The organism is Lysinibacillus sp. NPDC097868 (assembly GCF_044761135.1).
Taxonomy (GTDB): domain Bacteria; phylum Bacillota; class Bacilli; order Bacillales_A; family Planococcaceae; genus Lysinibacillus.
Map to the genome: position 1 here is coordinate 2,172,407 of NZ_JBIWBS010000001.1, position 14,126 is coordinate 2,186,532.

9 protein-coding genes and 1 pseudogene are annotated in these 14,126 nt (G+C 38.2%); 2 read left to right on the forward strand and 8 right to left on the reverse strand.

The features are described from left to right. Window positions 1-30: 30 nt before the first annotated feature. Window positions 31-1,425 carry a spore germination protein gene (locus ACIQXJ_RS10755; RefSeq protein ID WP_403053199.1) on the reverse strand — a complete coding sequence of 465 codons (1,395 nt, stop codon included), beginning with the start codon at window positions 1,423-1,425 and terminating at the stop codon, window positions 31-33. A gap of 188 nt (window positions 1,426-1,613) precedes the next feature. Next, complete coding sequence (locus ACIQXJ_RS10760) at window positions 1,614-2,987, reverse strand: amino acid permease (RefSeq protein ID WP_403053202.1); 1,374 nt, start codon at window positions 2,985-2,987, stop codon at window positions 1,614-1,616. Window positions 2,988-3,490: 503 nt separating this feature from the next. Here ACIQXJ_RS10760 and bcaP point away from each other — a divergent pair. After that, window positions 3,491-4,877, forward strand: a pseudogene (gene bcaP, locus ACIQXJ_RS10765) (branched-chain amino acid transporter BcaP). A gap of 231 nt (window positions 4,878-5,108) precedes the next feature. Here bcaP and ACIQXJ_RS10770 read toward each other — a convergent pair. The 6 genes from ACIQXJ_RS10770 to ACIQXJ_RS10795 form a co-directional block, all read right to left on the reverse strand. After that, entirely contained in the window at window positions 5,109-5,318 is a 210-nt protein-coding gene (locus ACIQXJ_RS10770; RefSeq protein ID WP_401008216.1) for a hypothetical protein, read from the reverse strand. Between the two features lie 22 nt (window positions 5,319-5,340). Beyond that, window positions 5,341-6,861, reverse strand: a complete 1,521-nt coding sequence (locus ACIQXJ_RS10775) for an NCS1 family transporter (protein ID WP_403053205.1) — start codon at window positions 6,859-6,861, stop codon at window positions 5,341-5,343. Between the two features lie 262 nt (window positions 6,862-7,123). Then, a complete protein-coding gene (gene preA, locus ACIQXJ_RS10780) occupies window positions 7,124-8,386 on the reverse strand; it encodes an NAD-dependent dihydropyrimidine dehydrogenase subunit PreA (protein ID WP_340825157.1) in 1,263 nt (420 codons plus the stop codon). A gap of 13 nt (window positions 8,387-8,399) precedes the next feature. After that, window positions 8,400-9,767 (reverse strand): NAD(P)-dependent oxidoreductase, encoded by a 1,368-nt coding sequence (locus tag ACIQXJ_RS10785; protein WP_403053208.1) that lies wholly within the window; start codon window positions 9,765-9,767, stop codon window positions 8,400-8,402. Window positions 9,768-9,973: 206 nt separating this feature from the next. Then, window positions 9,974-11,377, reverse strand: a complete 1,404-nt coding sequence (hydA, locus tag ACIQXJ_RS10790) for a dihydropyrimidinase (protein WP_403053211.1) — start codon at window positions 11,375-11,377, stop codon at window positions 9,974-9,976. Window positions 11,378-11,536: 159 nt separating this feature from the next. Further along, window positions 11,537-12,781, reverse strand: coding sequence for a Zn-dependent hydrolase (locus ACIQXJ_RS10795; protein ID WP_403053214.1), 1,245 nt, complete (start codon window positions 12,779-12,781; stop codon window positions 11,537-11,539). Between the two features lie 139 nt (window positions 12,782-12,920). On the opposite strand from ACIQXJ_RS10795, the gene ACIQXJ_RS10800 reads away from it, so the two are divergent. Then, on the forward strand, window positions 12,921-14,090 hold the full coding sequence (locus ACIQXJ_RS10800; protein ID WP_403053217.1) for a PucR family transcriptional regulator: 1,170 nt from the start codon (window positions 12,921-12,923) through the stop codon (window positions 14,088-14,090). The last annotated feature ends 36 nt before the right edge of the window (window positions 14,091-14,126 follow it).

The window sequence follows — 14,126 nt, forward strand, 5'->3', positions numbered from 1 at the left end:
CTTAAACCACCTCAAATTCTGTAACAGCTTTTATTTTTTTTGCGCTCTAGAAATACCTTTCTTTTCGTATAAATATTTTATCGGAAAGCGAATAATACCATCGAATAAATCTCTCGCCTTACGTGGAACAACTGGAGTCATATATGGTGTACCTAAAGAATTCAGTCGTAATAAATGAGCAAATAGCCATGCAAACGCGAGCATTAACCCGTATAATCCAAAAAGCCCTGCTGATAAAATAAAAATATAACGAATAAATCTACTTGTATTACTCAATAAAAAGATTGGTGGGAGGAATGACAGTAAGGCAGATGTTGCAACTAATACAATTAAAATATTACTAAGCAATCCAGCTTCAACCGCCGCAGTACCAATAACGATACCTCCTACGATACCAATCGTTTGCCCGACTTTAGCAGGCATTCGTGACCCAGCTTCGCGGAGCACTTCAATAATTAGCTCTATAAACAATACTTCTATTAGTGGTGGAAATGGTACTTTACTTCTAGATTCCTGCAAGTTTAACAATAGCTCGTATGGTAAAATCTCAGGATGGAATGTCAAAGCAGATATATACATCGGTGTAATCATAATGGTCATAAAAAAACCGAAAAAACGAAGCATCCGTAGCAATGATGCCGTTGTCCAACGGTTATAATAATCTTCGACAGAAACAAACAGTTCGAAAAATGATGTTGGACAAACAATAGCTGCTTGGCTATTATCCATAAAAATTACGATTCTTCCATCAATAAGATACTGACTAACACTGTCTGGTCGTACGCTCATATAATGCTGTGGGAAAGGAGATAACGGATTATCTTCAATCAGCTGCTTGAGCTCTGATATATCTGTAAAGTAAGGATATTGTAATTGATCAATTCGCTCTCGTAGCCTGTCTAAATTTTCTTTATTTACGATATTGTCCATGTACAAAATTGAAATTTTAATATTCGTTTCGGTTCCTACAGTGCGCGTTTCATTTTTTAACATGGGATTTTGGATCCGTCTTTTTACTAATGAAATATTGGTCTCTAATGATTCTGTAAAAGCATCTTGAGGCCCTATAACTGTTGACTCCGTTTCCGTATTCGTTATCGAACGTGTAGGGGCACTATATGTGTCAATCACCTGCAATAGGGAAGGTTTGTGGAAAAATATTAAAGTTTGACCAGCATTTAATTTTTGCATAATTACATCTATATCTTCTATGTCAACTGATTCCGATACTTGAAATATTTGATTAACATGATTCGCTAATGGAATGAAAACCATCGATTGTAATGTCATTTTCTCGATAAGAGAAGAGAAATAAAAAATCGTAACAATACCTGCATCTGTAGCCATTTTTTTTATAACTACATCATCAATTTCTTGTATCTTCTTCTTTATCTTTTCAATTACTTGCTGTTCTTTTTCTTCCATGTCATTTCTCCCCCCTTATAACGCTTATTGAAATTGGCACACTCCATTTAACGCTTATATGTACCACGCATACACCATCACCATATTATTCATGTAGTTTGTCCTTTTTCTGAATAAATATGTATTAATTGTTTCTTTAAAAACGACAAAAAAGGATATATCTCAAGCTAGAAATATATCCTTTTCTATTATTTTGTATGTTTATTTTCAGATCGACTTTTCCCAATACCGAACACATAATAACTCAGTGTAATAAGAATAAGGAAAATAATCCCTACAATTAATGAAACTCGTGTATCCTCATTAAACCACATACCGATGAGTACCATTATTAAAAACGCAATTGTAGCATAGTTTGTTAAAGGAGCAAAAGGCGTTTTAAATGGGTGATTTTCCAATTGTGACCCTTTAACTTTTCTAAAGCGAATCTGACTAATCAAAATGACAAACCACGGAATCATTCCTGGCAGTACACTAGCACTATAAACATAGACAAATAGGTTTTGTGGAGCAATGTAACTTAAAACAACGCCAACAACTAAACCAACTAGTACACCAACTGTACCTAGGATTGGTACACCATTATTTGAAAGCTTTGCAAAAAACTTAGGTGCCTGACCATTCATAGCAAGAGTGTAAAGCATGCGCCCAGCACTATAAATCCCACTATTACAGCCACTCATAGCTGCTGTAATCACGACAAAGTTAATGATACCTGCCGCTGCAGTTATACCCACTTTTGCGAAAGTGGCAACAAACGGACTGCCGATAGTCCCTAACTCATCCCAAGGATAAACCGTTACAATAATGAAAATTGCACCGATATAGAAAATTAATATGCGCCAAATAATACTTTGTATCGCATTGGTAATTGTTGTTTGGGGATTTTTTGCTTCTCCCGCTGTAATCCCAATAAGCTCTACTCCTTGGTAAGCAGCAACCACTAAAGATAATGCAAAGAAGAAACCTGTCCATCCGCCAGTAAAGAAGCCTCCATGGGCCCAAAGATTTGATAGACCAATTGCAATGCCTCCATTGCCAATACCAAAGAAGATAAGGCCAAAGCCCGCCACAATCATTAGCACAATCGTGACAATTTTTATCATCGCAAACCAAAACTCAAATTCACCAAATGATTTAACTGAAATAAAATTGGCAACACCAAGTATCACCATAGCAATCAATCCAGGAATCCAAGCGGGCAAATCAGGGAACCAATACTGCATGTACGTTCCGACAGCTATAATTTCGGACATCCCAACGATAACCCACTGGAACCAGTTACTCCATGCCGTTAAATAACCTGCTAATGGATGAATATATTTATAACCGAATGTTGCAAATGATCCCGTACTTGGCTCAACATATAGCATCTCACCCATTGCACGCATGATAAAAAATATAAAAATGCCTGATATAGCATATGCAAGGAGAACGGATGGCCCAGTCCACTGAATAGCACTGGCAGAACCCATAAATAGACCTACACCTATCGTACCACCAAGAGCAATCATTTGAATATGTCGTGCCTCCAAGCCTCTATTTAATTCTTTTTTTGCCACTTGTATACGCCCCTTTTGACTAATAACGCTTCGATAATTTACTTTATAAATAATAATAAATTCTTCCGATAAATACAAATGTATTTTTAGGAAAAACATATTTTTTTCTAATAGTAGAATTAAAACAGCAAGCGTATTATCTCATAACTTTGTTGTAATATGCTTTAACACGAAACATTTGAAGGGACTTAAAATCCACTTATATCAAGGTGTAAGTGGACAAACTCCATTTGAGATTTATTATTCATTTTTAAAATAAAGAAACGTCCTACATTACAATTTTAAAATTTAAAACAAACTAATAAAAATTGTATTAAGTATATGAATTATTATTTCAGAATATTCTTAATTATTATTCTACCTTAATAATTACATTATTTTTCATTTAATTTTAATATTTCTTAAAATTCAACCAACTTAACGAAAAATTAGCAAAAACAATTGACCAGAAAGTCAAAAAAATATAATATTTTTACATATTTCTATGAAAAAGAGGCTTACATGTGAGAAATTTATTATTTAGAAGAAAAAATATAACTGATTTATTAAAAAAAAGATGGAACACTTCAGCTCAAACAATCGCTAGGAGCTTTTGACCTTATATTGCTTGGCGTCGGCGCTATTGTTGGAACAGGAATTTTCATCTTGCCTGGCACAGTTGCTGCCACTCACGCAGGACCTGGAATTGTTTTTTCATTTATCATAGCTGCTATCGTTTGCGCCTTAGCTGGCATGTGCTATTCTGAGTTTTCATCGAGTGTACCTGTCACTGGGAGTGCCTACACCTATGGGTATATTGTATTTGGTGAAATTGTTGCTTGGTTAGTTGGCTGGGCGCTGCTTTTAGAGTATGGCTTAGCCGTTGCAGCCGTTGCAACCGGATGGTCTTCTTACTTAAGTGCTTTACTTGCTGGCTTCCAAATTTCAATTCCAACAGCAATCTCGGGTTCATTCAATCCCTCTGCTGGTACGTATATTAACTTACCCGCTATTGTCATAATTTTCGCTACTGCATTTTTCTTAACACTTGGCATAAAAGAATCAACAAGATTAAATTCCATTATGGTGTTCTTGAAAGTTGCAGTGATTTTACTATTTATTGGCGTTGGTATATTTTACGTCGAACCAACAAACTGGCAGCCATTTCTACCATTTGGTGTAAGCGGAGTATTGGGTGGCGCAGCGCTTGTATTCTTCGCTTACCTAGGATTTGATGCTGTTTCATCAGCAGCTGAAGAAGTAAAAAATCCTCAACGAAATATGCCCATTGGGATAATTGGTTCACTATTAATATGTACTGTTCTTTATGTCGTTGTTTCCCTAGTGCTAACAGGCATGGTCCCATACACACAGCTAAACGTCAGTGATCCTGTAAGCTATGTCATGCAACTCGTTCATCAAGATTGGATTGCTGGTATCATTTCATTAGGTGCGGTTGTAGGAATGATGACAGTTATTCTTGTTATGTCCTATGGAGGGACACGCCTACTATATGCACTAGGACGTGATGGTTTACTGCCAAAAAGCATGGCAGAGCTAAGTCCAAAATTCAAAACACCAGTGAAAAACACTTGGGTATTCGCAGTGCTTGTTGCTTTCTGTGCTGGCTTCGTTCCTTTGTCAAAGCTAACGGAGCTTGTCAATATGGGAACACTCGTAGCTTTCACAATCGTCTCAATTGGTGTCATTTATTTAAGAAAAAATAAAAACATTCCTTCAGGCGGCTTTAAAGTACCCTTCTTCCCTGTGTTACCTATTTTGTCATTCTTCATGTGTTTATTTTTAATTTCACAGCTATCCGTACATACATGGATTGCTTGTGGACTGTGGTTTATATTTGGCTTGATTATATACTTTGTATACGGGCTGAAACATAGCACAATGAATTAAGTGTCTAAATTAGAGTGCCTGGCACTCAAACAATTCTGAATTTTATCTTCACACGTAGACTTCGGTGGGAATGCACGAAATGTAAGACGCAACAAGATCGCATTAGCGCGAGTTGCAGCTTACGGTAAGCCCACGGGAGTGCCTGGCACTCAAACAATTTTTTGTCCGATTACAACAAATAAAATCCGCTGAAAGCTCAGCGGATTTTTACGATTTATAAGTCTTATCGAATTATTGCAACAATGTTTGTTCCTGAAGTTTTGCCGCAAAATATTTGCGCGCATCCGCGGTAAGAATTTGCAAATGTACAACCTCATCCTGCCGCGCAAACTCCACAAACATACCACTTAAGTTTTCATAAACATATTTGATTTTAAAGCCATTATCTAAAAAGTGGTCAACCTTTTTTATTTCTTCCGTACTTTGTAAGAAATCGGACATACCCACACCCCTCTTTTACTTTCTATTCAGCACCTTTTATTTCAAGTATTGGATTAGCTTGATCTGCTGTCTCAACGTCATCTGGATTGGCTGCCGGCTGAGACACTAATTCTTGACCAAAAAGTTCATCCAAGTTGTGACCAGCAGTTATACCTAAATACTTTGCATCACTTGGATCTTCTAGTTCAGCTTGTGGATACTTTTTGAACCACCAATACTTCGCTAACACATAGTAAACGAGCGCTCCTACACCGAATCCAACTAGCGATGAATACGCGGAAAATACATTTGCCACTGCACCACCGATAATCCAAGCGATTAAACCTGCTAAATTAAAGCCATTCATATATTTGAATTGACCATTTAGCTCATACAAATCTTTTACGTTCACACGTCGTTTACGGATCAAATAATAATCTGCGAATAAAATACCAACAATTGCTGTTAATATACCGCCTATAATTAATAGCGCATTCACTAAGACATCAAATAAGCTCCATGGCTGTGCAAGGATTCCTATAACCCCTGCAATGACAACACCTACCCAGAACGGAACTTTTGGACCGCCAATATTTGAGAATATGGTAGCTGCCGGTATTACATTAGCAGACGTATTCGTTGACCATTGTGCTAAAACGATCATTAATAATAGTATCCCTAAAATAATGCCACTTGCGCTTTGCTGTAATGCGTTGATTGGATCAGCAGATGCGACAGCCATATAACAAACCGCTCCGATTGTAACGATAAACGTATTTGTAATAGGCATAACAATTAACGAGCCGACTAACTGCGTTTTGTTGCGTTTAAACCAATTGCGCTCATTTTTTGGTGCTTTAAAGAAGCGAGAAAGGGACGGCATGTCGGCTGCTAATGTAGCCCAGAAGCCCATATTCGCCATAATGACAATCATAAATGCTGTAAAAGCCGCTACACCTGTAGCTGGCGTTTCCACCCAAGACCAAACATCTTTTCCTTGAGCTGTGGCAGCATCTGCTAATGTTATATACATCCAACAGGAAATCAATATTATAATCGGCGCCGCTAAATCTGCAAACCGCTCAATTGATTTAATGCCTAATGAAGTATTAAATAGCTGAAGGGCGGCAAAGACAAGAAAGCATAGAAACCAATTATTAAAATCAAATAGTAAATTTAAAATACCGTTAATAGCCATTGCTCCGAAATATGTGTTTATACCAAACCAACAGGCTGCTGTCACACCTCGAACTAACGACGGTATATGTGTTCCAAACGTACCGAAAGGCGCACGCATATATACAGGGAAAGACAAGCCATGCTCTATCCCGATATCACCAATTAACGTCATAAATACACCGATTAAACAAGAACCAATTAACGTAGCCAAAATTACCATAGGTAATGGTAAACTAATAATAGCAGCACCGCCAATTGCAAAGGCCGCTAATACTATAGCCATTCCTATCCAAATAACTGCAAAACCGAATGTTCCAATATTTCTTTGTTGATGTGTCACTGGAAGTAAATCAGGGGATTTCAAATAATTCCCGTCATGTTCCATACATTTCGCTCCTTTTTAATAGATTATGCATCGGCATCAAGCAATCCGAATGATGCGTACAGTCGATATCGCTCATCATTTGTGACATGAGCCGGTAGCATGATTTTTCATTCAAGTAGCGAATCATTACCTGGCAAAGTATGACTGCCCTACTGAATGAAATTTTCCGTGACATCTACTTGAGGTTTCCTCCCTTCAAACGATATGAAAACAATCACTAAAGGGAGGTGGAATAACAGTTACTAATTAACAGTCGAACCTTTTATTTAGATAGACTACTCATAATTAATTGACGTTCATTCCAAGTCATTGGCGCAATAGCAGATTTTCTTTCAACCATTGTAATTGCCCCATCAACTGGACACACAATGGAGCACAAATTACAACCGACGCAATCTTCCTCACGAACCTTTAACATCGGCACTCCATTTTCTGTATACAAATCAATACATTGATGAGATGTATCTTCGCATGCAATATGGCATTTATTACAGTTAATACATACATCATTATTAATTTCCGCGACAATTTTATAATTTAAATCTAAATTACCCCAGTCTGAATAGCGAGACACCGAGCGACCGACTAAGTCCATCACAGATGCAATTCCTTTGTCATCTAAATAATTATTTAGTCCATCAATCATATCTTCGACAATACTAAATCCATGATGCATTGCTGCTGTACATACTTGCACACCTGTTGCACCCATTAAGATAAACTCGGCGGCATCTTGCCAATTAGAAATACCACCTATACCCGATATCGGAACATTAATGTGAGGATTACGGGCACACTCTGCTACCATATTCAGTGCAATTGGCTTAACAGCTGGACCACAATAGCCGCCATGTGCTCCTTTACCAGCAACATGAGGCACAGTATTCCAAGTATCTAAATCGACACCTGCCAAGCTATTAATTGTATTAATCATACTAATAGCATCTGCCCCACCTCTTGTCGCCGCTTCAGCAGTTACTGTTATATCCGTTATGTTAGGCGTTAACTTCACAATAACTGGTGTACGTGCGGCTTCTTTCACCCAATACGTTTGCTTTTCCACCAATTCAGGTACTTGACCAGAGGCGGAGCCCATTCCTCGTTCTGCCATCCCATGTGGACAACCAAAATTAAGCTCAAGACCATCTACCCCCACATCTTCTACTCGTTTTACAATTTCATGCCACTTTTCCTGCTTCGGTTCTACCATAAGGGAAGCAATAATGGCATGGTCAGGGAACCTTTTTTTCGTTTCATAAATTTCTTTTAAGTTTACTTCTAACGGTCTATCTGTAATTAATTCAATATTATTGAAGCCTGCCACTCGTTGTCCGTTATAACTGACCGCTGCAAATCGTGAAGACACATTTAAAATCGGTTCACCCAATGTTTTCCATACAGCACCACCCCACCCCGCTTCAAATGCACGTTGCACTTGATAGCCTGAGTTCGTTGGCGGTGCTGATGCAAGCCAAAATGGATTTGGTGATTTGATCCCCGCTAAATCAATTCGTAAATCTGCCATGTCACTTCCCCCCTTATGCAATCTCGCTTGGTTTTCTTAAACGCTCATGAATCTTATAAGCTGCATCTTTACCTTGCTGAACTGCTGTTACAACCATTGCCTCACCTTGTCCGTTTCCAAACACAACATCACCACATGCAAACACTTTTTTATTTGATGTTTGCATCGTCGTTTCATCAATATCGACAACACCATTTGTATGCTGTATGCCAAAAGATTCAATTAATGATACGAAACGTGTTTGACCAATCGCTTTGATAACTGCATCCACGCTTATTATAAAGTTGGACCCAGCAATTTCTTCTGGTCTTTGGCGACCATCAGCTCCTGGTGCACCTAGCTTCATTTTCATGCATTCAATGCCAATAACTTCCCCAGCTTCATTGCCGATAATTTTTTTCGGCGCAGTTAACCAGTTGAACTCCACTCCATCTTGCTTGGCAAATTCAAATTCAAATTTGTAGGCAGTCATTTCTTTTTGCGTTCTTCTATAAAGAATTTTCACATTGTCCGCACCTAATCGCACAGCACAAGTAGCCCCATCAATTGCTGTATTACCAGCACCAATAACAGCTACGCGTTTCCCTACCATATCAGTTGGAAGCGCTCCCACTTTTGTTTGCTTTACAAACTCAATTGCATCATGGACACCAACAAGATTTTCTCCCTCGATGCCAAGATTCGGCACTGCCCCCATACCGACTGCTAAAATAACACTGTCAAATTGTTCTAAAATTTCATCTGCTGAAATATCGATACCAACCCTAGTATTTGTTTGAATGTTTACACCAAGCTTCACAATTTGTTCAACTTCCCAATCGGCTACCTCATTTGGTAATCGGAATGACACGATGCCGTAGCTTCCTAACCCACCTGCTTTCGATTCAGCCTCATAGATTGTGACACTATAACCAAAACGACTAAGCTCACGTGCCGCAGAAAGACCCGCTGGACCAGCTCCAATAATAGCGACCTTTAGTCCATTACTTTCGCCTTTCTTAAATAGCTGTGTATCTGTCTCCATTGCCCAATCAGTAGCATAACGCTGTAGTTCTCCGATTTTGATTGGCTTTGTTGAGGCATTTAATACACATGCCCCTTCACAGAGCTCTTCTGTTGGACAAACTCTTGCACAACTTGCACCAATTGGGTTTGCTTCTAATATAGTAGTAGCAGAGCCCTTCATATTACCTGATGCAATTTTTTTTATGAAATTTGGTATTTGAATACTCGTTGGACAAGCTTTAATACAAGGTGCGTCATAACAATAGAGACAACGATTTGCTTCTTCAATTGCTTCATTTTTTGTCATTCTGCTGGTTAATTCAACAAAATTACGTTTAAGTTGCTTCGTCATTTCATGTTCTTGAATCGGAACCATTTCCACATCCCCCTCATGTGTTCTTGATGTGACTCGCCATTGTTTAATAGCCGATTGTCTTGTTCTCCAGTCAAAACAATCGGCCATGCATTGCCTTTTATTCAATTGTGTCTTACTTGATTTAGCCGGGGGTGAACCCCACTGAATGTAAGTGCTTGTTTGTATGCTTTTCACACTTATAAAAATAGAAAATCTGCTGAAGCAAGTTATATTTTTATCGTTTCTGCAGCAGATGCTTTCAACTCTCGTTTTATAAAGCGCCCACTACCTAAGACACCGACAAATTCTTTTTCTTTAATAACATATTCACCACGTACAAGGACAGAAATTGGTTCACCAGTAACTTCCCAGCCTTCATACGGATTGTAATCGACATTCATATGATGTGTTTTAGCTGAAATTTCGCGTTTTACATCCGGATCGAAAATAACAATATCAGCATCTGAGCCAATTGCAATTGTTCCTTTTTGTGGGAATAGACCGAAGATTTTTGCCGCACTCGTCGAAATCATATCGACAAATTCATTAATTGATAATTTGCCCTTTGCGACACCTTCTGAATATAAGATGCTAAAGCGATCTTCAATAAACGGTCCACCATTCGGAATTTTTGAAAAATCATTTAATCCTAATTGTTTTTTACCATTAAAACTAAATGAGCATTGATCGGAACCAATTGTTTGTAATTGCTTCGCTTTTAAGGCATTCCACAGATGCTCCTGATGATATTTCGGACGAAGTGGTGGTGACCAAACGTATTTCGCCCCTTCAAAGCCTGGTTGTGCTAAAGCAGACTGATCTAAAGTTAAATAAGGTGGACATGTTTCCCCATACACGTCGTAGCCTTTTTCACGCGCTGCGATAATTTCGTCTACCGCTTCTTTACAAGTAACATGGACAACATACAGTGTTGCACCTGCTAAATGAGCTAGTTCAATCGCACGCTTTGTCGCTTCACCTTCTAATTCTGCTGGACGAGTAAGGGCATGGTAAATAGGCTCTTTATGTCCCGCTTTTCTCGCCTCTTCAACAAGCTCGTCGATTACAGAGCCATTTTCACAATGCACCATAACGGTAGCGCCAACATCTTTTGCAATTTTAAAAGCTTTAAAAAGCGTGCGATCTGTCGCTTGGAATTCCTTTGCATAGGCCATAAAGACCTTTACAGATGTAATCCCTTCTTGCTCTAGCAACACGGGTAACTCCGCCTCTGTCTCTGGCGTTAAATCACCAATCATTAAGTGGAATCCATAATCAATCGCCGATTTCCCTTTTGCCTTATCATGCCACTTCTCAACAGCTGTAGAAAGCTTCTTTTCACCAGCCGTTAAACAAAAGTCTAAAATGGTTGTTGTACCACCAAACGCCGCCGCAATCGTACCAGATTTCCAGTCATCATCTGTCACTGTATTGTTAAAGGGCATATCTAAATGAGTATGCGGATCAATCCCTCCCGGCATAACATATTTGCCAGTAGCATCAATGATTTCTGCGCCTTCTACGGATAAATTTTTACCAATTTGTACAATCTTTCCGTTTTCTATGAGAATATCTGCCTCGTACACATCTGAAGCAGTTGCTACTCGTCCACCTTGAATGATTTTTTTCATGCTATCCCTCACCTTTCGTGTCAATTCAAGTAAATTATGTTGAATCTATTCTAGTAGCCTGATAGTTTGCAAAATCATCATAAAAATTTTAACTTACACTGCTAGCACAGCTCTTACTAGCTTTACTGAAAAGTAAGAGTCCGTCTCATTCTAGTAAAACTAATTTAACGTATACGATGCCCCTATACTAAATTTCGTTTGCATTGTTAGTACCGTTTCAAGTAGTACATCTGCTCCCTTTGCGCAATCTTCAAACGATGTTTCCTCCTCCTCGCAATGACTCTTGCCATTAATACTCGGTACAAAAATCATTGCTGAAGGAATCATACTAGCTATATATTGCGCATCATGTCCTGCACCACTAAACATTCGATGAGAGCTATAACCAAAGCGTTGGCAGGACATTTCGATTTCATCACAAATTTGTGTATCAAACATTACCGTATCTCTACCCCACAGTTTAGCTGGCTGTATGTGGCAACCCATATCCTCTGTAGGTAAGGCACTCAATATCTCTTCAACCCTTTGCATTACCTCAGGCTTTTGATGACGCGAATCAATAGTAAACGTCACTTTATTTGGAATAACGGTATGAATATTAGGAAAAACATTCATTCGTCCAAACGTGAACACTAATTGTTCATCAATTTCCCCAAGCTGTTCATGTAAAGACAGCATTGTTTTTGCTGCAACAATCATCGGATCTTTGCGCATTGACATCGGGGTCGTTCCAGCATGATTAGATTCACCTGTGATAGTAATTTCATAACATACCATTCCAAGTACCCCTTGGACAACGCCAATTTCTAATTGCTTCGCTTCTAGTACTGGCCCTTGTTCGATATGAAGTTCGATATAAGATAGCGCTTCTTTTAAACGATGCTGCGGGTCACCCTCATAACCACTAGCTTTTAATGCCTCTTGAAAGGACATGCCACTTTTATCGACCGACTGTAGCATTTTGTCCTTTTCAAATTTCGAAGCAATTACGCCTGAGCTCATCATCGCTGGATCAAAGCGAGCACCTTCTTCATTTGTAAAATTAACAATCATTAATGGCACATCTAGCTCTACATCGTTGTCCTTCAATGTTCTAATCGCTTCTAAAGCTGTTAAAACACCTAAAACACCATCAAACTTGCCACCCTTTTCAACAGAATCTAAATGTGATCCCATGACAATTGGAGGAACTTCTTTTTTTCCTGGTAGAAGGGCATAGATATTGGCCATATCATCCACCTTGATTTCCATACCTAATTCCTCGCAGCACTTACAAAAATAATCCCTAGCTAAAACATCCTCATTCGAAAGAGACAAACGCGTTACGCCACCGTTTATAGTAGCCCCAAACTGACTAAATTGTTCAATTGAATCTTGCAATCGTCTACTATTACATTTATACATATGCAAGTCCTCTCTTTCACAGTAGTTAATAAATATTCTAAATTAGATAAAATTTACGAGATATGGATATAAAACTAAAAAAATATGTGCATCTGCACATGATATATGGTAAGTTATGTTCATATTAAGGGGGGAAACTATGGGAACGATTCGCAAAATTGTGGAGGGAGTTCAATTCCCTATGCTGACATTAGTAGCTGGACAAAGTGGAGCACATCGCAGAGTTACCGGTATTAACGTAGTAGAGAGCATTGATTTAATTATGTTTTGCCGACCAAATGAACTAGTCGTCACTACAGGTATTAACTTATCACTGCAAGAAGATTCCTTAGAACAACTCGTTAAGTTAGCTTACGCAAAAAAAGTAGCAGGTTTTATTATTAACATAGGCCCTTATATTTCTGCTATTCCACATTCGATCATCACTTTTGCTAATGAGCATGATTTCCCTGTCTTTCAAATGCCTTGGCATTGTCGAATAGCTGATTTATTAAAAACAACTTTTCAATTTATTGCGAACCATCATCAAGAGCATTCCATCGAAGAAAAGGTCCTTTATAATTTACTTTTTCACTATAAAAAACATATGGACACGACAAAAGAACAACTAGCGCAACTCGGATTCCCACAAGGTAGAGAGCTTGCGATCATCACTTGCTCAACGATAGGCACCCAGTCTAGCATTGACCGATATGAGGTCATGGTCCAATTTGCATTTCAACATCGCTATAAACGGTTTTTAAAACTAAAGCATAAAAATCACCTCATTTTTTTAATTGATAGAGCACAAATCAATACACCGAACATCCCCTTCTCGAAAATTGTTGAAGAAATCTATGATAAAATTAAACAAAAAAATGGCACCCTCGATATGATTATCGGTAAAGGAAACTATCAAAAAGAGCACGAAAATATACGTAAAAGCTATGAAGAATCATTAACTGTTATTCAATTAGCACAGCTTCATAACAACCGATTTTTATATAAATATAAAGATATTGGCGCCTATCAAATTATTATGGCCGTTCAAAACCAACCATTAATGCAATCCTTTAGCCAAGATATATTAGGTCAATTACATCGCTACGATGAGCTACACAACACGGATTATGTAGCATTTTTACGCATTTTTCTCGAGGAAAATGGCAGTACGAGTAAAATTAGCGAACGACAATTTATACATCGTAATACCGTCCTATACAAAATTAAAAAAATAGAAGTGCTTTTAGATATGGATCTAACAAATCCATTTACAAAAACAAATCTCTACTTAGCTTTTTTAATAGAAGATGTGTTAACACATCATTAATTAAAGCTTGTAGTATGGTACTCCTTCTGTTATTTA

What these genes read in the sequence shown, in the direction of transcription:
- ACIQXJ_RS10785 (WP_403053208.1), bottom strand. Translation starts at nt 9,767, where the DNA reads ATGGTTCCGATTCAAGAACATGAAATGACGAAGCAACTTAAACGTAAT.
- preA (WP_340825157.1), bottom strand. Translation starts at nt 8,386, where the DNA reads ATGGCAGATTTACGAATTGATTTAGCGGGGATCAAATCACCAAATCCA.
- ACIQXJ_RS10800 (WP_403053217.1), top strand. Translation starts at nt 12,921, where the DNA reads ATGGGAACGATTCGCAAAATTGTGGAGGGAGTTCAATTCCCTATGCTG.
- ACIQXJ_RS10795 (WP_403053214.1), bottom strand. Translation starts at nt 12,781, where the DNA reads ATGTATAAATGTAATAGTAGACGATTGCAAGATTCAATTGAACAATTT.
- ACIQXJ_RS10775 (WP_403053205.1), bottom strand. Translation starts at nt 6,861, where the DNA reads ATGGAACATGACGGGAATTATTTGAAATCCCCTGATTTACTTCCAGTG.
- ACIQXJ_RS10770 (WP_401008216.1), bottom strand. Translation starts at nt 5,318, where the DNA reads ATGTCCGATTTCTTACAAAGTACGGAAGAAATAAAAAAGGTTGACCAC.
- ACIQXJ_RS10755 (WP_403053199.1), bottom strand. Translation starts at nt 1,425, where the DNA reads ATGGAAGAAAAAGAACAGCAAGTAATTGAAAAGATAAAGAAGAAGATA.
- hydA (WP_403053211.1), bottom strand. Translation starts at nt 11,377, where the DNA reads ATGAAAAAAATCATTCAAGGTGGACGAGTAGCAACTGCTTCAGATGTG.